Origin of the sequence: Candidatus Albibeggiatoa sp. nov. BB20 (genome assembly GCA_016744725.1) — a bacterium.
In the GTDB taxonomy this organism is placed as follows: domain Bacteria; phylum Pseudomonadota; class Gammaproteobacteria; order Beggiatoales; family Beggiatoaceae; genus Albibeggiatoa.
Map to the genome: position 1 here is coordinate 1 of JADGDW010000061.1, position 22,881 is coordinate 22,881.

The window sequence follows — 22,881 nt, forward strand, 5'->3', positions numbered from 1 at the left end:
GTATGATTATATAACCCATCGATTTTATTAAATATATGCAAAAAATATTCTAACTATTGTTAAAAGCGGGTGATTTTCTACACAAAGTTTTGTTGAAAGGTTGAATGTCTTGAGCTAAACACCTTGTTTTTAAATGATATTTTGTATTGATAAAGCACAGATTTTATGTTTATTATATTGAATTGTTTCAACAATCATGATGCACACTGATAGGTGCGTAACATGAATCAATATTTTACTTTTATTACAAAGAAAACGTGATTTGTAACAAAAGTCTTTGCAGTCTGGGGGTAGAATTTGAATGAAACTTGTTGTTCTTACAGGCGGTACAAATGGTGATGTTCGTCCTTTTCTTGCACTTGGCAAGCGACTTAAACAAGCAGGCCATACGGTACATATTGCCACCTATGATATGTATGAATCCACCATACATGAGCATGGATTAGAGTTTGTTTCCTATCAATTTGACATTGTACAAGCGATGCAAAGTGAGGCTGGAGCCGCTTTAGGACGCTGTGGGGATAGCTTTTGGTGCTCGTTTTCTCGTTTTGTCAAAGTCATGGAACCGGGCTTTCCAACTATTTGCGACAGTGCCTTGGCAGCCTGTCAGGATGCTGATGGCATCATTTGTAGCGCCTTTGGTGGACATTTTGGCCCCACGATTGCCCGTGAGTTAAATATTCCTTATATCACGGCGTTTTTTCAGCCCGTATATCCTACCTCTAGCTTTGCTCATGCTTTAGCCCCTGCTTTTTTTCATCGCCATAATTTGGGTTCTATTGCCAACTCGTTCACACAGCTTGTTGGTGATTTTATTTTCTGGTATCCCTGTAAAAATATATTTAACCAGTGGACTCAAGAGCGTTTCAATAAACCTTGGTCAGGCTTTTTTGCTTATCGTCAACAATTACACCCCTCTTTATGTGCAGTGAGTCCTTCAGTATTACCCAAACCTGCTGGATGGAGTGATGACATTAGCATTCCGGGCTATTGGTTTCTCGATGAGGCTGAACAATGGCAAGCTCCTAAAGCATTAACGGCCTTTTTAGAAGCAGGTTCGCCGCCTGTTGTGGCAGGGTTTGGTAGTATGCAGGTTACGCAAGAAACTGTAGAAAATATTGTAAAAGCACTAAAACAGACACAGCAACGCGGTATTTTGTTAAAAGGCTGGGGAAATCTCGATTTATCAAGTTTGCCTGACAACATTTTTGTGGCAGATGAAATTCCTCATGATTGGATTTACCCTAAAGCTTCTCTGGTGATTAATCATGGTGGCGCAGGCAGTACGGCCGCAGCCTTTAGAGCAGGAACACCTATATTGGTAGTGCCTTTTGGTTTCGACCAACCTTTTTGGGGACAGCGAGCAATTGATTTAGGTGTCAGTCCCAATTTTATACTACATAAAGATTTAAATGTAGAAAACCTAAGTCTGGCCATCAATGCAGTCGTTAATGACAAAGCCATGCAACAACGCGCAGCTAGTTTAGGAGAACGTATTCGCGCAGAAGATGGTTTAGGACATGCGGTTGAAGTGATAAAGCGCACATTAAAAAACTGATTTTGTTTAGAATCAGCTAAGGTGGCTAAAGTGTTGGCTTTGGATAATGTACGTTTATCCAACATCGCTTGAATTCTATTTGCTTCGGCCTGCATTGCTGCAATCGCTTGTGCATCTTTTTCACTGGCTTCAAGCAACCACTTATCAGTATTCTCAAAATCAAGCTGCTCTAACGCTTGTATGGCTTTTTGCTGCAATGCTTGTACTTCAGGATCATCCGATACCAACAGAGCGGCTCTTTCCTGCAATTTCTTATAATTTTCAGCAATTTCGCGTAATTTACTGTCCAAATCATCAACGGGAACATCTTGCTGTTCTAAAATCTTGAAAAAACTTCTTAACGCGGCTTTTGTAACCCCAAACTGTTCAGAATATTGGGGAAATTGTTCAGGCGGAACGCCATAGTGATTAACGGTATTATCATGCATTTGACTTAAACTCAAGAAGATGGCGACAGCAACAACCATAGAAACCGACATTAATGAACTGAATATCCAATGCTTTTGCAGAATATTAACAAAGTCATGCGCCGTGATGGGTGATATTTTGCTTAATATTATTTCCCATCGCCACATTCGACTTATCAACATCTTTGGTATCAATCTGATTATCAGCCATGATAAATAACTCGATCCCTATCAATATTGATAAACATCATAATCAAATCCCTAATAAAAGTCATCAATAGCCAATATCTGCAATCAGACCAAAGTATCCGATTTTGACATCAAAATAAGACCGAGCTTATCTCAGAATTCAGAAAGAAATAACGGAAACTAAAACATTGAGCGCCCGTCGGTTAATGACCTAATGTCCCGTGCTACCAAAGCCACCTGCACCACGCTCTGTAAGTGCATGAAACGCATCAACCACATCCCATTGCACCTGTGTCACAGGCTGAAACACCATCTGTGCAATACGGCTGAATGGTTCAATCACAAACGCATTTTGACTGCGATTTAACAACGCAACCTTAATTTCTCCCTGATAATCACTGTCAATCACCCCGACATTATTCGCCAATATAATCCCTTTAACGCCTAATCCAGACCGAGGATAAATCATGGCACAAAGACTGGGGTTACGAATATTAATCGCAAATCCCGTATTAATTAATTGGGTTTCATTTGGAGACAAAGTGATGGCAGAATCAATACAGGCAATCAAATCCATTCCCGCAGAACCAATCGTCTGATATTGCGGTAATTTATCGCTGATGAGAGGGTTTAAAATTTTGAGTTCAATACTAGGATTTTGTGCAGTCATAAAAATTCAAATAGGTAGAATGAGCGAGCACGGATTGTAGTGCATTCGCCCAAAAACTACCATATTGATTCTTGATGAAATGAGAAAGGATAATAAACAATTACAAATCATACATTGCATCGTTTAAATCATTGGCCATTTGTGCTTTCAATTTCTGGATAACGGTTGTTGCAATCGCTTCGGCATCTTCTATGCTGGCAGCTGCATCAATATTGATATTAATATCGCCAAATGTAATAGTTTTGCTCTGAGTATTGGCTTGCGTGATCGCCGTTTGCGCTTTTTCTAATGTCGTTGTTTTAGCAGAAGTGTCTATATTGGGTAAAGGCTGCGTTGATGGTATATCAACAACTGTAGGCGGATTAAATTTTGGCTCTGCTGACTTATTTGGCAATGTTGGGGTTGAGAAATCAAACACTGATGATTTTTCAAATGTTGCTTCACTATGCGGCAATGTTGGGGTTGAGAAATCAAACACTGATGGCTTTTCAAATGTTGCTTCGCTATGTGGCAAACCAGAGTTCATTGTTAATGGTTCTGGAATGATAGGCACACCTTCTTTAATCCCAGTATCAATTTCTCCACCAAACAGAAGATTAAAAGCACCATCCAAAACCCCATCAATCAAATTCCCCGGTGCTTGTACTGCTTTATTCAAAAATGAGGCAGCGGGTCTTAGTATACCTTTTGGTGTTTTAAATCCTTCTTTAGCTTTTTCACCACCAAATATCCTAGTAGCGGGGTCTTTCAAACCCTTAGTTTCAATCTCAGGTACAGACAGTTTGGGTAATTTTGCACCAGAAATTAATTTTTTAGCCCCTGTAATAACTCGACCAAAGAACTGACTGACTTTGCTTTTTGCTGTCCCTTTTTCCTTATTAACCCCGAATAACCACGTTGAAACAAATGAACGACCCGTTTTACTGGTCTGACTTAAAGGACCTTCTTTTGCATCAGAATGATTTAGTAAGTAATCAATAGATTCAAACAATTTAACAACTTGATTTTTTGCAACTTTATGTGCAGATGCTACACCATCAGCCCATGTTTTCACTGTGCTAGCACCTTCTTGCTCCCAATTCTGTTGACCAACTAAATCATTGACTTCTTTAAGTCCATTTTGAATATTAGTTTGGGCTGTATCCCATGTTTGTACCGCTTTTTCCCCAAGTTCCTTGGTTTGCCCAGTGACTGTGGTTTGAGTTGTTTGCCAGCTTGTTGATATAGAATCTTGTACTTCATTCACTTTTTGCTGGGTTGTTGCCATTGTTTCATTTGTAAGCGTTGCGGTATTCGTTGATACAGAACTTTGTACCTCAGCCACTTTTTGTTGAGTAGCTGTCATGGTTTCATTTGCAAGTGCTGTCGCATTAATTGATACAGAACTTTGTACCTCAGCCACTTTTTGTTGAGTAGCTGTCATGGTTTCATTTGCAAGTGCTGTCGCATTATTAGAAATCGCGTTGGCTTGTTCACTAGCATATACAGTCGTTGCACCCCAATTTTCGGCACTGAAGAACGATTTAGCACCGTCCCAAAACTTTGAGGCAGATTCAGCAACTATTGCTCCACCTTTAACAATTCCTTCAATAGCATATCTTGCCCCTTCGCGAACCATAGGTACATTGTTATATAAATAAGTACCAGTTGCATAACCTGCTACACCAGCCCCAGCTACAAGTCCGCCAGCTACAGCCATACCACCTGCACCCATTGCAGGTATCCCGTTTATTAAAGTGCCCGCACTTGCAAGCATACCTGGTGCTTTAGATATAATCTGTCCCGCTGTTGAGGCTGCTTTAGATGCTACATTTGCTGCTGTTGAGGCTGCTTTAGATGCTACATTTGTGGCTGTTGAGGCTGCATTTTTGGCAATATTCGCAGCCTGTGAACTTAATGAGGCTAATTTAGAAGCTGCATTTTTTGCGACAGAATAAAGGTTGCTGACAATGTTCGACGTTGAAGAAGCGATTTTAGTGCCGATGGATTTAACGGTTGTTGCAGCTTTACTCCAAACATTTTGCAAACCAGAGCTGGCACTTTTTGCTAATTCAGGTACATGTCCTAATACTTTGCCAATACTTGAGGCAACAGTCGTTCCCATCGTTTTGACTGCGGAAGCAGCTTTGCTACCTAAAGACCATAACCCTGAGCCAGCAGCACTGAGTAGCCCAGGTATTTTTCCCATGAGTCCGCCAATCGTTGAGAATAGTGTTCCACCTAAAGAAAATAATTTTCCTGCAATACTCATAATCAAACTAGGAATATCAACAAAGAAAAGTAACAAACTTAAAAAGCTGGCGGGAATACCTAAACTGGCTAGGCTTGTTTCTATCCATTTCCATGCGTCACTGAATCCATTGGTAATACTTTCAAAAATGCCTATGGATTCTGGTATTTGAGGTATGTTTTCAGCACCGGGGACTTGAGGTAAATTAAAATCAAGTGTACTTTGGTCTTTATTCTCACTAGCGAAAGCACCACTAGAAAATAGTCCTAGACCCGCTATTGCAGCAAGACCCAATCCCCACTTCGTTGCACCTCGATTCCAACCACCTTTTTTATTATTTGTATCAGGGGCTGTGTCAGAATGATTGTTACTTGTTTTTTTATTGCTATCTTGTTGGCTATTACTTCCTCGATTATCTGCATCAGATGTGCTGTTACTCCCACCTGTGAGGCTATCGGACATGCCACATGCTCTATTAATTGCTCTAACAATATCATCAGCCGCTTTATCTATTGCAATAATGATTGACTGGTCATTGTCAAAATAGTCTTGATTTGCTAATGGTGATTTTTGTTCAGATAGTATGAACCTTTGCCAAGAGTGAAGTTTAGCATTCTCCGCTGGTGGAATTTTCGGTTTTTTATCAGTAGTACCAGAGATACGTTGTGCTCCAATTCTATCCATTGCTTCGTGATAACTGCTACCTGTTTCTTTTGAATATCTACGAGCAAATTCTTGAGCCTTTGTAAATGACGATGAATGCATCTTTTCGCCTGGTCTCTCTAGGCGTTCAGCTCTAACCTGTCCTACCCATTGGGTAGCTTCAGCCTCCAACTTTATTCTATTATACTGCTTCATTGCAGGATGTAGAGTAGGTGAATTAACTGGGTTAGGTAAAACACTTGATGTTCTATTGGTTTTTCTTACTCCTGAAATTTTGGAAATTGCTCGTCTAATCTCATCTGATGTTTGATGTATGGCTTGAGTAATTGCTTTAGCCGCATTATTGATTGTATTTTCTACTGACTGATTGTTGCCAGATGAAGAGAAGGGATTAAATCTACTACCCGATTTAGTAGTAGAGTCTTGTCCACCCTGTCTTTTGGGCTTTATTTTCTCACCCATTGCTTTTGGTAATGAGGCTGCTCGATTAACAACATTCTTCAGGCTTTGCCAAATAACTCCAACCATGTGCTTAATACTTTTAAGTACCGTGCCTATAAACGATACAAAACCCATTTTGAGCAAAGGAGGAAGAGCAATAAGAATGACAAAAAGAGATGAAAGTATTGTTTGTATATTAATACTACTAAACAGCTCATCTATCCAAGTGAAAAAATGACTAACAGAATCTTTGATTTCATCAAAAAAAGTACCAATAAATGCAATACCAAGAGCAATCCCTGTTACCACCAATCCAGGTATACCAATAAATCCAGCTGTAACTGCAGTAATGACAACTCCTACAGCTAGTACTACAGCAATAAGGCTTGCAAAAAATAAAATAGCCGTTTGTACAGGTGTAGAAAGACTGCTCCAAAAGTCAGATATTGATTTACCAATATATTGGATATTTTGCCAAACAGAATTAAATATAACAACAAGCGCATCCCAATTATGATAGATAGCTAATGCAATCGCACTTAAAGGAAGTAGTAAAGGGATAAGTCCTACCAAAGCAGAAAAACTAAACATCAACGTGGCTGCAATCGTGATAATACCTGCAATCACAGTTAAAAAAATTGCAGCGACTGCTGAAACAAGACCCAGTATGGTAATAAATTTAAATAGTGCATTTGATAGCCCTTCATGTTTATCTATCCAAGTGTTAATACTATTAATAACATCATGGATAGTTTCAGAAACATAAACTAAAACAGGCTGAATTTTGGTATAAACATTAATATATAAGTTATGGAGAGCTGCCCACAACTTATCGATACTACCATCTAAATTATTTTTCATGACAGCCGCGAGTTTTTCTGTAAACCCTTTAACACCTACACCATTAATGCCTAGTTCCTGAATATATAACTTCAGTTCACTTAAACCCTGAGGATTATCTTTAGTTTTCTGACCTAACCCTTGTTCTATTTGATTAAGTAATGCTTTAAGTCCAGCAGAGTTAGACTTGCTCCCTGCTAACTGGCTAATAATATTTGATTTTTCTTTACCTCCTAAACCACTCATATTCTGAGAAAGTGCTTCTAAAACATTGATAATGTATTTTGATTTGTCTGTTTGATCAAATTCAGGAATATTTAATTTATTTAAGACTTTTTTTATCTGATCTGAGGGATCTGAAAACTTAGTGATGATATCCTGTGCACTACTATTTAGTATCTTAGGATCGATATCTGTTTGTTTTAGATTTGCAATAATTGCGTTTAAGGTTTCAAAGTTAATACCAGCCTTAACAGCTGCAGGTGCAGTATCTTCTAGAGATTTGGAAAAATCGATAACATCAAGTTTTATTTTATGTGCAGTATAGTTAACTACATCGGACATGTATTGAAACTGTTTATCGGCATCATCGCCGAACATAGCCGTACTTAATCCCATAAAGGATTCGGCCACCTCTTTTAAATTACCGTCTATTGCAGTGGTTGCTTGTGAAATTGTTTTAGAAATCTTTGGAATTTGGGATATATCAAAACTATCGAGTAAAATCAGGAAACTTTCTGCAAATTGTGTCGCATTCCATTTTGTATCTTCACTTAAAGTTTTTGTATTTTCAATTAAAGATTTGAGTCTATCATCATAAATCACACTTTTTGAATTAGTAGGGGACTTATTAAAAAAACCTAATTTGGCAGCAATTTTGGACATAATTTCTCCAAATGCTATACCAATTTGTACAGGTGTATCTAATACATTTTGAATTGAACCTGAAAGATTTTGGGCATTTTCAGCCGCAATCTTCATTTTAAAAATATTGCTAAGTCTCTGTTGAAGCAACTGAAATTCTTGCTGGATAGAGCCTAAGGTTTTATTAAAGTAAGTTTGAATTTCTGATACATTCTTAGCATAGTCAGGTACATTTGGTACTACAGTATTGCTAGTTATTCCATTGTCTACAGGTATATTCGAAGGAATACTATTAACAGCTTGTGCAAACTGTTCAACCACAGTTGAAAACTTATCTACGCTAGGTGAAAATTTATCAACTACGGGTGCAAACTTATTTATGATAGGGGCAAATTTATCAGCTATTTTATTTAACTTAATGAGGGTCTCGTTCATAAACGGCAGTCCTTTGCCTGAAGCCCCACGTCCTTGTGGCAGCTTGTAACGGATTGGAGACTGGTTGTGAGAATCTAACCAGCCTTACATCTTGAACATCGATTGATTGATTTTCTCGAACATGGTCACCGCATTTTCGTGATAAGCAAAAAAGTCTTGTATATCCAATTTAAGACAATCATCTTCCGTCCAGTGGAAAACGTAGGCTAAATCACTAATCATGGCGGTAAAGGGGTCTTCATCTGCGACCAAGGTTCGAACTTCTCTAATCGCTTGGAAAAAAGGTTTCTAATACTTTATTAATTGGCACTTCTGCTGCGATGGCTTTGAATTGTGACGGTCTCATATTATCAAAATCATCCAAAGTCAAACCGTCTTGACCTGCTTTAGCCAACCATGCAACTTGTGCTGTGGCCATTTGTCCCATGTCAGTTTGAGCAGAGATTTTATTTTGTTTCAAAAACCGCTTTAATCCACCTGTGTTGAAGTCTTCAATTCTTTTAAAGCTCAACACTTCAAATGTAGTGCCATTTAAGGCTTGATACGGCTCAGGTAATTCGACCTTTTCTAATATTACGCTGTTGATTTCTGGCTTTTTATCGCTCATATCTTGATACGTCCTCTAAGTGTTTCAATTAAATCTTCACCATCGACAATAAATTTATTGCTTTTGGTATCTACGGTGACATTGCCACCATTGCCTGAATAACTCACGTAATAACAGGCCATTTCATATTTATCTTTGGTTGTGCCACTAGGTGTCCATGATGACGGCTTGTAAGACACAATACCTTTGGCGGTCATCTCTACTACTTTACTGGTATCAGAGTTATCGTTTAATGAACCATAACCACTGATGGTAATACCATCTAATTTGCCAATATGTTTTTGTAATTTACCGTATTCTGCGGTTTCAAATTCCAGTTTTGGATAACCGCTGAAGCCCATAAAAACAGGAACAGGAGTGCCCATCCCTGTTGTATGTGTAGCGATGTTGGGTGAAATGCTAGGCACGTTTATGCTAAGCAGCAAACCCGATTGGTCATCACCATCAATCTTGGCGTTAAAATTTTTCAGTGTGAACGGAGTTGTAATGGCCATTTTTTTATCTCAAGGCTGTCCGTTTAATCAATAGATTGACAGCCCTTTTGAAATGTCGAATTAAATCAATAAATCAGCACGTTCACTTGCCCATTGGTCAACGCCATTAACAACCCATTTATGGTTAAATAAGTCGAATAAGAATACTTGCTGACCATCGACTTTCTTCTCATAGAATTTGATAGATTTCACTGTGAAATCCGTGTCAATTTTACTGCCTGATTCAAAATCACCGACTTCCACTTTTTGGATACTGCCATTGATCGTGACTTCCGTCATGATCGTATCACTAGGTGATTCGTCTGTGCTGGCAGAACTACGGAAAATGAATTGCTGATCTTGACCATCACGAATTGCGGTGATTAACTCTTGTTCCACGCCAATGTCGGTTGTTGTAAACGTCATCTCCATGGCTTCAAGACCCATTTTCAGGTCAATTGGCATTCCCATGCCTGCACCGCGATGTTCTTCAACTTTCTCAGCAACCGCAGGTAATTTTACCTTGCTGACTTTGCCCGCGAGGTTTTCACCATTGATATATAAGTTAAAATTCTTCTGCGTTCTTGCGCGATTAATTGGCATCCTTGCCCCCTATAAAATTAGGAAATGTATTAATTTCAGGATTGGCAGTCCTTAACTTTAAAATGATTTACATGTTCAAAATCTTAGGATTGCCAGTCCTCAGTTCATTTAAGACTGTCTGACGTATTCCACGTTGGTGAACATTTGCTCTAAATATTCAAAGTTAATCGAACGTGTAATTCGAATATTTTCAGCAGGATATTTAAACTCTAAGTCAAAGTTAATCTTAGCGATGCCTTGCTTGATTTGGTCAGGGCTATTTGAGGCTGGGTCAATCCATACAGGCGATTGCGAACCCAAAATGATTGCGCCTTGTTGCTCTAATGAGCGTAAGAATTGTTCTAATGAACGCGCTAAGGTATTGAAATAACCTGCATCAATTGGGTTGTCACGATATTTCTGCATACCACGCACAATGGCTTCTTCCACCATGTCATCCACTCGGACTACAGGTTCAAACATGAATTGCACATCGTTAGAACAAGTACGGTTGCCTGCTGTTAACCAGCCGCCATCACCGCCATAAGAGCGGACAATGGTTGTGACATCAGCTTGACGCAAATAGTTTTCGGCGCTGGCATCGGTGTTAGCGGTTGGGTTGGAACGACCAATTTTGCGATATAAACCTGTAATACCTAGCATTTCGTGATTAGAGATTGACCACCATGCACCTTTTTCCGCATCAATTTTGGCACGTAAGCCCGCGATACGTGCCGAGGCTGGTTGATAGTCATAATCATTGATATGTGATTGATTGTTATAAAATTGAACCCAAGGATCAACAATCATCACTCGTTCTGAACCAAACTCTGCACGGTATTGTGCTGCATCAATATTGCGTTCCGTGCTAGGCCCATCTGCGTAGATGAACGCCAGTAATTGTTCTGCAATACCAATCATTTCTTGCACAACTGCAGCATGATGAGTAAAGCCCGGTGCAATCAAAATTTTCGGTCTGACACCTGTTTCTTGTTCAGCCGCTAATGCAGTGTGAACCCCTGTCATAATGCCCGCTTCGATATCAAAACCACCAATCACTTCATCTAAAGCAACGATTTCACCGGGTTTAAATTCATAATCCAGTTCATAATTAGTTTCGTCTTCTGGGCGATGACCATGACTGTAAGTGACGTTATAAGTTTCCGCTTGCGCAGGTTCAGCGATGTTTGCGCCTGTCCATTCAATTTCGCCAGTGCCGCTGACTGTCCAATCCACACCTTTAGTGAAGATATTGCCATCTTTTTCCACTTGGCTGGCATCGAGTAAATGTGCTGAATGAATAACGGCATCTGTTATGCCACTGCCACGAGTCACTGTTTCTGTTTCTTGGTAGGTTTGCCATTCAATACGATCGTCAGCCAGTTTATAATCGGTTTCAGCAGTAAAACTTTCTGCACCTTGACGGATTTCTAAAATGCGTAAAATATCGCTATTTTTAGCATAATCATAAGTTTGAAGCTGTGAGCGTGTGATGACTTCGCCAATCACTTCTTCTTGCTTGTAATGTGAATAGTCTACTTCGTAGTCTTGCTCACTTGCTGGGCGTTTGCCGTAACTGTATGTGACTAAGTATTCTGAATGCACCGTAGGTTGGGTTTCAGTTAGCCACTCGATACCAAATTCAGTTAATTGAAAATCGGTATCTAATACGTATTGGGTTTCACCTTGAGAGATTTCAGAAACCGCTAAGGCTTTGTCTTGAAAGTCTAACGGATCAGTTGTTGAAGTGCTGCGTTTTACCGTTTCGGTTGTGACATAAGTCAACCATTCAATGCTGTTCGCGGTGCGTTTCCAGTCTGTATCTTTGCTGTACACCGTATCGCCTGACCAAACGCGCGTGACCATATTGACATCGCTGTTAGCCAATGAGTCGATTACGCCATCAGCCGCACGGTTCATTTGTTCACCAGAGATGTGAATTAAATCATTGCGAACCGATTGATATACTGAGGTTTTTGGTTTTGGTGAACGTTCGACCACGGATAAGATGATTTGTGGTTGAATGCCTTGATCGAAAATCGCGTCTAATACCCATGGAGCAGTACCACGGTTGCCTAAGGCTGCACGTAATTTAAGATCGTTGCCATTCATTAATACGTTTTTGCCCACGGGGAATATGTTTTTATCCGCATCGGGAGCAGTGACAATCGCATGAATCGCGCTAGTGTCTCTAAGAGGGAGTGGACGAACTCCAGTGTTATCACGGGTATAACTTACGCCGATGTCTTTTGCCATCTTGTCAAATCCTTTTGACTTTGGAGCTAAGGAATGAGAATTAAATTTTTACTCTATTTAGGATTGCCAGTCCTATTATTTATAAACAGGCTTTATTGAGTTGCCGCCGCTTCTTCGCTGAAGCCCTCTTGCACATAATCGAATACGGCTTGTGCTAAGGTGCTGAATTGGCTCACATCCAGTTCTACAAATTCACCGTTTTGCATTTTCCACGAGACTTTGTCTTTTAAGCCTTCTTTCAAAGCGACTAAGGTGCTGGCGATTTTGTTTTGTGATGTTGCATCAGTGCTGACAAGGTAACTTTTACGACCCAATTTCAATTTCACACCGGCTTTTTCACGCAAACGGCGTTTCATGGAAGCGGTTTTTTTATTCACGGTTTCAGTTTGTTCCGCGTTTAAATAATCTAATGGATAGAGGTAATTGCCATCGTCATCCATTTTCAATTTGATCTCGCCTGTTGCGATAAAGTCATAACCCAAGTCGCTTGGATAGTGGATTAAATCGTTTTCTTTGACATCGTAAGCAAAAGGCTTGTCGTTTCTGAGTACTAAAATCATAATTTATCCTGCGATGTAAGATTGTATGTTGCCAACGGTGTTGAGGGCGGGGGAGAGGCTTGGTGTGCCTACAGGAGAATAGTAAAAATAAAAGTTACTAAATAAAGAACAAGACATATCTATACTAGTATTATGTTCAAGTTGAACACTTGAGTACAATACTGCAGTTACAATCTCAGCTTTTAATCCTATCAAATTATATATACTCACAAATTTTGATTTGTAATTAGCAAGATAAGAACTTTGCATATACAATCCATAGGATAAACAAGAATTGATGGTAAGAGTTGAATATCTAAAATCAATAGAAGCAAGCCCTAACTGTATACCTGCACCCACTGGACTTGTTGCAGCATAATGATTATTTACAGTTAAATCGCCCTTTGATATATAACAACCTCGCATTGTTATCATATTGTTAAAAATAACAGTAGAAACATAGCTACTAAAAGAGTCCTGCAATACTAAGTTTGAAAAAATGACTTTTGCACAGTTACGTAAAGTAATTCTTTTATCCACTTTGGTTGTTATAACAATCAAACTACCATTCGTCACTGTATTCGTAGGAAACACCGCTTCAGGACAATAATGCTTAATCGTGAGGTTGTTGCCCGATTTTGCTATAACTTCCCAACCGCCTAAATGCACTTCTGGAATGCCAGTACCCGTGACATCATGGATTAATAAATAATCACCGACATTGACATCAGTTGCATCATTAATTTGTAGCGTCACATTCCAATCTTTTGCACTGCCTGTCGCACTCACAAATGAAACCAATGTTTTATCAATCGGATCAGCACCTTTAATCGTGAGATTGTCTAAGTTCTGAATAGTTAAATTTTGACTTAAAACATGCTCACCTTCAGCCAATTCAATCGTAATCGAAGCACTAGGTGCAATCACTATGTCACTAATTGCCGCAACTGCTGTTTCTAAATCGGGATAATCTTCTGGGACTTTAATAACCTTATCTTCAGTAAATGAAAATATCCCCTGCGTATTACCAGAACTGTCTTGATAGCGGCCGTAAGTATTGACGAAATAATCCTGACTGAAATGAAACTGATTATTTTCTTCCCGCGTAAAACCACCTTTCACCGTGACAAAACCCACATCGTTATCACCTAAACGGGTTGCCAATTCATTATTTTTGGCTAACACTCGCCCGTCAGTGTTGTGAACGATTTGTAAGAAACCTTGATTGTTATCGCGGTCAGGTGCGTAAATAATACTGTTTTGCAATAATACCTTAGCGGTTTCAGTGGTCATAAAACCCGTGCAAGGACATTCAGTCGTAGTGAATTTTACCCCGTCTAAATAAACCTGTGCGCCGTCCCACGCAATTAAGCTGGCATGATCTGGATTTGTGCCCGTATTTTCAATTCGAACCACATTTTTATCATCGATGCTATACCAATCAGCATTATGATTTGTCATCGAAACTTGTGCATTTTGACCACGGGCTTGACCCAACCATTGCAACGGCTCGGAATGTTCCGCCATTTCCATAAATGACACGCTAAATATTGAATTATCCACCCAAAATAATTGCATCACATTGTTAATGCTTAAACGTTCGATGTGCAATTGTGCGCCATTGATGAGATTGATTGCAGTGGCATGAGCTGCTTCAAATTCAGTACGCCAAGCGATGGTATTTTGTTTCGGATATTCATTTAGCTGGATATTTGAAGACCAACTGAGTTGACCTTTTTGAATCTGTTTTGAATTGTCTAATAAGATCGGTGCAGCATGATTGGCTAAAACATCAGTGCAACCCGTGTAATCAGGATGCCAAATATTAATATCGAGAGCCGCATCACTGTAAATCTGCGAATCTGTCGCGTATAAAGCAGTCCCACTATGCGAGGTACAGGAGGCCGAGTAAATCCATAAATCTAAATGCACATCTCCGAGAGTAAAGACGGTTGATTTATCGAACTTAACACAGTGCCGTGTGCCACGCAGTTGGACATTGTTAAATCGGATTGTTGAGTTGTGAAAATGTAAAGGGGTTTCATCATAAGCGTGCGCTTCACAAATTTGCGAAGGTGAAGAGAGGCCTATGGTATTGGTTGAAATCTGGCTGTCGACTGTATTTGGCGTACAAATAATCGGTGGATTTTCTGGGTCGTAATCGTCTGCGGGTTCGAAATTAAGTAAGAATAAATGGCTCAATTGCAGCTCAGGTAAAACATGTAAACCTTTAGCGAGTTTGATCGTATTTGCAACTGAAGGAATCAAGTGTTGACTCAGCGCATCCGCTAAGGTTGTCGCATTGTCTGCATCTACGCCCGTACCTGCATTTTGTGTTGTCGGTGCAACGTAGATAACACGATTATCGAAAGCATTTAATTTTGCATCGATTTCGATTTGCTTGGCAGTCCATTCATTGTTTATTTGATTGGATTGAGTGAGCCAATGATTGTTTAATTCGGTTTCGGCATCAATCACACGTTGGTCAATGCCAGCCATTTTGCCAATGACTTCATTCGTCAATTTATTGGTACTGCTAACTAAATCAGTTACAGCATTTTCAAGGGTTGTTGTCATACGGTAATCCTTTACCTAAAAGGCTGCCAGTCCTTTGTATCATTGCACGGCACTGCTCATTTAATGGATTGGATTGTATCGTTTAGCCGTGAACAATATGTATGACGTTTTGTCCCACAACGGTTTGAGTTGATTAGAGAAAGGATTGAACAGTAAATGAGTAAACTATCTTTTGAGTATTTGGGTAAATGATTAAAATACTGTTTGAATTTTTGAGTAAAAACTCATTTTATATTAAAAATGTCATTTTTATTAATTGGTAAATGCGCAAGGAAATTGCCGAATAAAGACTGATTTTTTAAATAAAATTTAAATTTTTGAAAATAAAAAATAGAAAAACAAGTTAAATTTAAGGGGTTTTCTTGCTCAATGGTATTATGTGTACTATAAATATTGGCATAGTTAAGTAGGCCTGCTTTTTAGGATTACTTTTAATTTTCTAATCGATGTCGTAACAGATATTTGGAGACCATTAGTGGAAAATCTGCTTATTGTATTATTAATGTCATGCTCAGTGCTGCTGAGTCCCATGGCACATTCAGCCCGCACATTCACAAATCCCATCGTAGATAACACCAATACCCCAGACCCCAGCGTTGTATATAAGGATGGTTTTTATTACTTTACCTTTACCGATGCTGATGCAGGCGCAAACCAGATTCAGATTTGGAAATCACCTATTTTAGATTTTCATAGTGCAAATCCTAATTTAGTGAAATCCATTGTTTTTACTCCACCTGCTAATAGCGACTACAGTACCGATCTTTGGGCACCAGAATTACAATACATTGATGGTAGTTGGTATATTTATTTTGCAGCGAACCCTAATAGTGATTATACCAAGCAAAAAATGCATGTGCTCAAGCTCAATGGGAATGACCCAATGACAGATACTTGGGAACATGAGAGCAAAATTGCTGACTCTCAAAATGACTATTGGGCTATTGACGGCACCGTTATGGAAAAAGGCAGTTTTAAATATTTCGTTTGGTCAGGTTGGGAAGGCCGAGAAACAGAACTTCGGAATAAGTATGCTAATGAAGCAAATACAAATGGAGATCAACTTTGTTGGGATACTCAATATGGTAACTCCAATAAAGGACAACATATTTATCAGCGTCTTTGTGATGGGACAGATTCTCAAAAATTCTTTTTTGAAGCGCATGGTAACTATATTGCTATTAGACAAGAATCAAGTGGTTTTTGTATAGATATTGATCGTGCTTTTACGAGTAACGGAGCTGTTGCGCTGCTATGGGATTGTACTTATGCTGACAATCAATTATTTAAAAAAATAGACTATGACACTGGTAGTAACGCCAGTAGTGCATTTAGCTTAAAACCAAAGCATGTTGAAGGATTGAATCGTTGTTTAGAAATTGCTGGAGCAAGCACACAAGCAAATTCTAAAGTTCAGCAATGGGACTGCTATTCAGGTAATCATCATCAAATGTTCTACTATGGTCATGGTTCTCAAGCCACTTATATTGCTGAGATGTCTTCTCCTACGGCATTAAATCCAAACAAACGCCGAGTCAAAATCTCTGAGCCAGAATATTTATGGGAAAAAAATGGGGGTGATGGCTTGGGAGGTTCATATGTGCAAGAAGGCCAAGAAGTGGTTCATCATGATAATGAGATAATCTTGTTCTATTCTGCTTCTGGAAGTTGGACACCTGATTACTGTATTGGTGCTTTGACTTTACATGAATCGCAAGACCCACTTAATCCTAGCAATTGGGTTAAACTAAATGGTTGTTTATTAGAACGGAATGATAATGCCAGTGTTTACGGTACGGGACATGCCTCATTTATTAAATCCCCCGATAATTCACAATATTGGGTGATTTACCATGCTAATACAAATGTTAATGATGGGTGGCAAAACCGTAAAGCACGTGCGCAAGAGTACTTCTTTAATACTAATAAAAAGCCTGTTTTTTCTGCTGCTTCTGGTGCTAATCAGTTGTTAAATGCACCTTCAGGTGAATTTTTACCTGGGCAATTTTATAATGTTTTCAGTAAGCTTTGCCTGAGAAAAGAGCAAATTAGTACGACCAACACGACATCAGTAATGAAACAAAGAGATTGCCACTCCATTCCATTGGACACTTGGGATATTGCTTTATCCACAAACTATCCAGGTAAATTTAGAGTAGTAAGTCTTAAAGAACCTGGGAAATGTTTTAAGGTTGTAAATAATACAAACGTTACTTTAGCAAGTTGCCAAGACATAAGCAGCCAGGTATTCGAGAGTGAGGAGCGCATAGAATCAGGTGAGTCAATAGGTTTTCATCTTATTAATGCTAGAAATACACCTGCTCTTAATCCAAATACATCAGGAAATACTAACAAATGCTTAGAAATTAAAGGGGCTAGTCAAGCTTCAGGAGGAGAATTAGGCGTTTGGGATTGTACGATTGGATTCCATCACATGTTGTTTAAAAGTAAATAGTTGATGTAAATACTTTTTACTAAACTTGTATTTAATTGAGCAGAAACGTCGGGAGCAATCTACATTGTGTAGGTTGTTCCCGATATTTTTTGTATTGTTATTAAAACTTAAAATGCTTTAGTAAAGTATGAACACAATGGATATCTCAGTTTTCAAATTTTTATGATGCTTATATTTTATCTTTCGTAAAGAACTGATCCTAAATGAAACGTTTTTATACGCTATAAATGAATTCAAATTGCCAATTCTTAAAATAAGAAATAAAACAGCTAAAAAACTAAATTGCATTGATATATAGTCGTTTTTAGATTTTAGCTAATATACTGTATTGATTGAATTTTATCCTGATAATATAATCAAAAAAACAGCGATAAATAGAATTTACTCATGTCAAAATATTATCAATGCAGCGTCAGACTCAGCGAACCTATGGCCTCCTTTGCCAAACAATTTGCCCAGTTCGGTTTTAAATCCCAAAGCCAATTATTTGAGACCCTATTGGTTTTAGGCATTCAACAAGATCAAACCATTCACACCCCAAACGACAAAACCCAACTACGAATTAACGTCCGCATCACCGAAGAGCTCGAAGATGAATTACAAAACTATCGTCGTCGTGGCTTCAACTCAAAATCCCAATATGTCAGACACTTAATCAATACAGGACAACAACAACTCAAGCCTGAACATTAATCCTTAGTTAGCCATCCCCGCCGCTCATACTTTTTTACTCATACACGCTTAAACTCATTTACTCAAAACAGTTAATGTTGATATGAAATAAACTTTGTAAATGCCCCTCTTTATTAGTATATTTTAATTTTTAATTCATCCGTTTTTCATTCCTATTTAGCTGAAGCCCATGGAGTCTATAAATGACTGAAGAATGTACATCCTATCCAAAATATTTAATCAATGACCCGCTGTTTAATAAAATTATTGACCGTGAATCACAACGTTGCGATATTGATTTTCATGGTCTGCTTTCACAAGGTAAAGTTGGTTTTCAAGAATTAAACAAAAAAATGGCCTTGTATCTACAGCCTTCTGATGAAGTGGGCACTTGTCCTAATGATTTTGTTTTATCTGCACCATTTCCGACTTCTACGCTCAAAGGGGCTGTGGTGTATGCGCTAGAACCAAATAAAGCCGCACAATTTAGTCATGCACGCGGTGATGAAATAAAACATTTGATTATTGAACATATTGAGGATTTACAAGCACTTTTAGATATTATTGAGCGTAAAAATGATGAACCACAATGGCAGCAAGACTTAGCTACCTGTGTGCAAAAAACTGGGATTGTATCCGTTGGCTTGGAAGGTGCTGAGGCCTTAAACGAGGATGATTTAATACCAGAACCCGCTGGTTTGACTGAAGCAGAAATTAAGTTAAGAAAAATAATGCGCACTTTGGGTTTGTTTGGCAAAACCACGCCTGTTGGATTTATTGTCAAGCAGTTGATTTTTGAATTGGTAAAACATGTTTTTCTCACCCAATATGGGCAACATTATCTGCTGTTAAATATGACAGACGATCATTTGATTTATGAATCTAGCAAGATGTTTCAAGGTGAGTTGTCAGTGTTTTTCAAACATAGTATGGCAATTGATGATCCTCAAGCGGTATTGCCTGCTCCGTTAAAAGGGGACGATGGCGAGGTGATAGGGGTTTATGTTGGACATATTGCCAGCCGTTCTACAGGTTATTTTTGGGATATGTTAATCCCGTTTTCAACAGAAGGTGTAATCAAATTTTATCCTTCAGCCTCTTTTCCGACGGGAAACTATCTGGGTTGGGATGTAGCAAAATTACCGAATATTATGATGGAAAGTCAGGTTTTAGCATCAGCAACATTTGCGGGTGACTTAGACCGTTTCGCTGAATTAATCGGCATGGCTGGGCAATCTTGTAAATCAATTTCCGCTGTGGGTGGGGTCGTGACGGCAAATATTGCGGCCAATACTAGCCAAAATGATAGTGTTATTTCTTACGGTATTGTTTGTTTTAGTCAGAATCCGTTGTAATCGGTTTTTGATTCATAAGCAGCGGAGAACTGTAAAAAACCATCAACATTTAGCTATAGTCCAAAGTAGATTTTATGTTATTTTGTCATCGTTGTGCCAAACCCCAGTAAACAGATTTAAAAGACCATTTCCAATCATCCAAACACAAGGATCAATATGAGCACCACCCTTCCAGCTTGCCCTAAATGTAACTCAGAATACACCTACGAAAGTGGTACAATGTATGTCTGTCCTGAATGTGGAAATGAATGGGCGATGCAATCAGAAGCCAGCGAATCCGAACAAGGGCTACAAATTAAAGATGCAAACGGCACGTTACTCACTGATGGCGATACCATTACCGTGATTAAAGACTTAAAAGTGAAAGGCACATCATCTGTAGTCAAAGTGGGCACAAAAGTTAAAAACATCCACCTAGTCGAAGGCGACCACGATATTGACTGCAAAATCGCGGGAATTGGTGCAATGAAACTCAAATCAGAATTTGTCAAAAAAGTATAATCCAAAATAGCAAGGCTAAACTGCTGATTTCATAAGTCGCTTAGTTTTGCTCATTAATCACGATGCTCATATTTAATCCTCAAAAGCCTTTATTCAATATAAAAAACATATCAGAACAAACACTATTTAAATAATTCATAATTGACAACTTCTTCACGAATCAAGCTCATTTGAGTTCTGTACTCACTAAGTTTTACGTTGCCATTATTTTTTATAGCCTCATAAACCTCTTTCAATGTATCCGTAGGTGTGTCTTTTTCAAGAAAACGGAACGCAGATGCTGCAACATATTCAATTTCTTCATCAAATGAAATCCATTCTCTCTGCTCTTTTTCTGCAACATAACCCATTGTATTAGAGCCAGAAAAAATATCAACAACTAAATCTCCAGGATCGGTTAAAAAACGGATAAAAAACTCTGGTAATTTTGCAGGAAATCGAGCGGGATGTCTTTTTACTGAGATAGACTTACATCCAGACAAGTATGCTCCATTAGATTCTGAATTTGGAATTTGTAATAAATTTGAAGGAATTGCCCCATTATTATTTTTTCCAAAACTCTTGCTAATATCATGGCCTGATGGCCGTTTTTTAGGATCATAAAATTTCTCTGGGTCTTCCAGTAGCTTCTTCATTCTATCGCTATATTCAGTTAGTACTTTAGTAACATCTGCTTTTGGGTATTCAGTTTTACTAAACCACCAAATTGTATTAACTGAATCCTTTGCTCGGATTTTTCTTTTATTAACCCATTCAATTGGACTTGGCAATTTAGATGGATTAAACCAATAAAAAATCTTCTGCCAAGTAAAACCCTAAATTATCACAAAAATGGATGGGAACTCTAAAATTATAAAGGCTTCTTGCAGGCACACCTTTTCTATACGCACCACCTAAATCAAGCACAAAACTACCATCATGTCTTAGTTTTTTTAAAACCAGCTTTGCAAATTCAGCTAACCATTCAATATATTCATGCTGTTCCTTATTGCCATATTCTTTCTTTCTCTGAAGTGCAAAAGGTGGGCTGGTCATGACTAAATTCACACTATCATCAGGTAGTTGATCTAATAAATCTAAAGAGTCACCACAATATGCTTTACCCCAATCCGTTGTATAAGATGGAGCAATCTTTATGTGTTGTGTGCTATTCGTCAAGTTCGTTGTATGCATGGATGCTACTTATAGTCTGTAGATATAAAGTCATCATTTTTCATATTATAACTTTATGCCAGCTCCTAATGTCAACCTGAAAGCACGATTTATCTTTGCAAAAAAATTGCGGCGATTTCGTTTAAAGAAAAATCTTTCCCAAGAACAACTTGCTGATATATCAGGGTTGCATCGGACTTATGTTGGATCTGTCGAGCGTGGAGAGCGAAATATATCCATAGACAATATGGAACGCCTAGCAACTGCTCTGGAACTACAATTAACAGAACTTTTGGATGACCATGAAGCAACATCCTGATATTAGAATTTTTAAACAGCTTTATCCCTAAATGCTTAAATTACAAGCTTTAGCAGAAAAACATGGTATTAATGATATTTTTCAAGATAATGGAGGGAAGTTGTTGCAAGTACTTCTGTTGACTGGACTTGAAGTATTACCCGGACGAGAAGGAAATGATGCTAAAGACAGTGCTGGAAATGAGTATGAGCTAAAATCTGTAAATGCTTTATTAACAAAAAGTTTTTCGACACATCATCATATGAATCCAACTATTATTAACAAATATAGAAAAGTAGATTGGGTTTTTGCAGTTTATGAAGGCATTAAGCTTGTTTCTATCCATCAATTAATGCCTGTAGATTTAGAATTCTACTACAATAAACGGGAAACTAAATGGCATGATGATGGTGGAAAAGATATTAACAACCCTAAAATTCCACTGAGGTATGTGCTAGAACATGGGGTCGTAATTTATAATGCTTAAAATAAGAAAAATACTGATTAGATATTGCTGAACTGTTAAACGAGAAAAAATTTAACACCCTCCACACCAAAATTAAACTTGGTTTATAATTCAACACTTCCCGTTGTCATACAAACAGTAAACGCGCTTATTTTATAATCGATGGCATTTCCGTTTCGATTTTAAAACCATGACACAAACTGCCATTCTCGGTCTTATCGACCAACCTATTGCCGATGCTTTTAGCAACCGAATCCAACAAGTTTATACGCCACAATACGGCGATCTCTGGGAAAATGCACAATTTCCTGTCGATATAAAAAACTTTACATTTCAAAATATTGCACAAGATTCGCTCGATTTGAAATGGACTATTCAAGCCAGCTTTTGTGCCCAAATTCAAATTCGGATGCTGTCTGATATTCTGCTTAATGATGTCTCTGAAATCCTGCTCGATCTTAAGCTAAACCCCATCATCATCACCGAACCTGTGGCGGACAATCTCGAGATTGGAACAAAAGCCGCTAACTTCATTTTAAAACCACTCAGTAGTGATGAGATTCAAGAAGGTGTCAACACTATCAAAGTCCTACATTTTGAAATTGAAACGGGTTATTTACTCGAACGTATCGATAGAGCATTTCTCTGATT

19 protein-coding genes are annotated in these 22,881 nt (G+C 38.4%); 8 read left to right on the forward strand and 11 right to left on the reverse strand.

Features of this window, described 5'->3' with window-relative positions; all coding sequences use genetic code 11:
- The first annotated feature begins 301 nt into the window (after nucleotides 1–301).
- Entirely contained in the window at nucleotides 302–1,558 is a 1,257-nt protein-coding gene (locus ABXH34_RS08680; RefSeq protein WP_353571477.1) for a glycosyltransferase, read from the forward strand.
- An 807-nt stretch (nucleotides 1,559–2,365) separates the two neighbouring features.
- Here the strand turns inward: ABXH34_RS08680 and dut are convergent.
- The 9 genes from dut to ABXH34_RS08725 form a co-directional block, all read right to left on the reverse strand.
- Nucleotides 2,366–2,824 carry a dUTP diphosphatase gene (gene dut / locus ABXH34_RS08685; protein WP_353571478.1) on the reverse strand — a complete coding sequence of 153 codons (459 nt, stop codon included), beginning with the start codon at nucleotides 2,822–2,824 and terminating at the stop codon, nucleotides 2,366–2,368.
- Nucleotides 2,825–2,924: 100 nt separating this feature from the next.
- Nucleotides 2,925–8,297 (reverse strand): phage tail tape measure protein, encoded by a 5,373-nt coding sequence (locus ABXH34_RS08690; RefSeq protein ID WP_353571479.1) that lies wholly within the window; start codon nucleotides 8,295–8,297, stop codon nucleotides 2,925–2,927.
- Nucleotides 8,298–8,381: 84 nt separating this feature from the next.
- On the reverse strand, nucleotides 8,382–8,549 hold the full coding sequence (locus ABXH34_RS08695; protein WP_353571480.1) for a hypothetical protein: 168 nt from the start codon (nucleotides 8,547–8,549) through the stop codon (nucleotides 8,382–8,384).
- A gap of 13 nt (nucleotides 8,550–8,562) precedes the next feature.
- Nucleotides 8,563–8,904, reverse strand: a complete 342-nt coding sequence (locus ABXH34_RS08700) for a hypothetical protein (RefSeq protein ID WP_353571481.1) — start codon at nucleotides 8,902–8,904, stop codon at nucleotides 8,563–8,565.
- Nucleotides 8,901–9,398 (reverse strand): phage major tail tube protein, encoded by a 498-nt coding sequence (locus ABXH34_RS08705; RefSeq protein WP_353571482.1) that lies wholly within the window; start codon nucleotides 9,396–9,398, stop codon nucleotides 8,901–8,903. The genes ABXH34_RS08700 and ABXH34_RS08705 overlap by 4 nt, the downstream gene beginning before the upstream one ends.
- A 60-nt stretch (nucleotides 9,399–9,458) precedes the next feature.
- Nucleotides 9,459–9,980, reverse strand: a complete 522-nt coding sequence (locus ABXH34_RS08710; protein WP_353571483.1) for a phage major tail tube protein — start codon at nucleotides 9,978–9,980, stop codon at nucleotides 9,459–9,461.
- Nucleotides 9,981–10,088: 108 nt separating this feature from the next.
- On the reverse strand, nucleotides 10,089–12,215 hold the full coding sequence (locus ABXH34_RS08715) for a DUF4815 domain-containing protein (RefSeq protein ID WP_353571484.1): 2,127 nt from the start codon (nucleotides 12,213–12,215) through the stop codon (nucleotides 10,089–10,091).
- A gap of 92 nt (nucleotides 12,216–12,307) precedes the next feature.
- The gene (locus ABXH34_RS08720) at nucleotides 12,308–12,775 is read right to left on the reverse strand and encodes a DUF4376 domain-containing protein (protein ID WP_353571485.1); all 468 of its coding nucleotides are present in this window, start codon (nucleotides 12,773–12,775) and stop codon (nucleotides 12,308–12,310) included.
- Between the two features lie 3 nt (nucleotides 12,776–12,778).
- A complete protein-coding gene (locus tag ABXH34_RS08725) occupies nucleotides 12,779–15,331 on the reverse strand; it encodes a hypothetical protein (protein WP_353571486.1) in 2,553 nt (850 codons plus the stop codon).
- Between the two features lie 529 nt (nucleotides 15,332–15,860).
- On the opposite strand from ABXH34_RS08725, the gene ABXH34_RS08730 reads away from it, so the two are divergent.
- From ABXH34_RS08730 to ABXH34_RS08745, 4 genes are all read left to right on the forward strand, one after another.
- The gene (locus tag ABXH34_RS08730; protein ID WP_353571487.1) at nucleotides 15,861–17,786 is read left to right on the forward strand and encodes a family 43 glycosylhydrolase; all 1,926 of its coding nucleotides are present in this window, start codon (nucleotides 15,861–15,863) and stop codon (nucleotides 17,784–17,786) included.
- Between the two features lie 387 nt (nucleotides 17,787–18,173).
- Nucleotides 18,174–18,479 carry a ribbon-helix-helix domain-containing protein gene (locus ABXH34_RS08735; protein ID WP_353571488.1) on the forward strand — a complete coding sequence of 102 codons (306 nt, stop codon included), beginning with the start codon at nucleotides 18,174–18,176 and terminating at the stop codon, nucleotides 18,477–18,479.
- Nucleotides 18,480–18,661: 182 nt separating this feature from the next.
- Nucleotides 18,662–19,813 carry a hypothetical protein gene (locus tag ABXH34_RS08740; RefSeq protein WP_353571489.1) on the forward strand — a complete coding sequence of 384 codons (1,152 nt, stop codon included), beginning with the start codon at nucleotides 18,662–18,664 and terminating at the stop codon, nucleotides 19,811–19,813.
- A gap of 156 nt (nucleotides 19,814–19,969) precedes the next feature.
- On the forward strand, nucleotides 19,970–20,314 hold the full coding sequence (locus ABXH34_RS08745; RefSeq protein WP_353571490.1) for a zinc ribbon domain-containing protein YjdM: 345 nt from the start codon (nucleotides 19,970–19,972) through the stop codon (nucleotides 20,312–20,314).
- 122 nt (nucleotides 20,315–20,436) lie between these two features.
- Here ABXH34_RS08745 and ABXH34_RS08750 read toward each other — a convergent pair whose 3' ends face one another.
- Nucleotides 20,437–21,084 carry a DNA methyltransferase gene (locus ABXH34_RS08750; protein WP_353571491.1) on the reverse strand — a complete coding sequence of 216 codons (648 nt, stop codon included), beginning with the start codon at nucleotides 21,082–21,084 and terminating at the stop codon, nucleotides 20,437–20,439.
- Nucleotides 21,085–21,094: 10 nt separating this feature from the next.
- The gene (locus ABXH34_RS08755) at nucleotides 21,095–21,487 is read right to left on the reverse strand and encodes a DNA methyltransferase (RefSeq protein WP_353571492.1); all 393 of its coding nucleotides are present in this window, start codon (nucleotides 21,485–21,487) and stop codon (nucleotides 21,095–21,097) included.
- Between the two features lie 55 nt (nucleotides 21,488–21,542).
- Here ABXH34_RS08755 and ABXH34_RS08760 point away from each other — a divergent pair, with 55 nt between their 5' ends.
- The 3 genes from ABXH34_RS08760 (at nucleotide 21,543) to ABXH34_RS08770 (ending at nucleotide 22,879) form a co-directional block, all read left to right on the forward strand.
- Nucleotides 21,543–21,785, forward strand: a complete 243-nt coding sequence (locus tag ABXH34_RS08760) for a helix-turn-helix domain-containing protein (RefSeq protein WP_353571493.1) — start codon at nucleotides 21,543–21,545, stop codon at nucleotides 21,783–21,785.
- Nucleotides 21,786–21,816: 31 nt separating this feature from the next.
- Entirely contained in the window at nucleotides 21,817–22,251 is a 435-nt protein-coding gene (locus ABXH34_RS08765) for a PDDEXK family nuclease (protein WP_353571494.1), read from the forward strand.
- Nucleotides 22,252–22,420: 169 nt separating this feature from the next.
- Nucleotides 22,421–22,879 carry a hypothetical protein gene (locus tag ABXH34_RS08770; protein WP_353571495.1) on the forward strand — a complete coding sequence of 153 codons (459 nt, stop codon included), beginning with the start codon at nucleotides 22,421–22,423 and terminating at the stop codon, nucleotides 22,877–22,879.
- The last annotated feature ends 2 nt before the right edge of the window (nucleotides 22,880–22,881 follow it).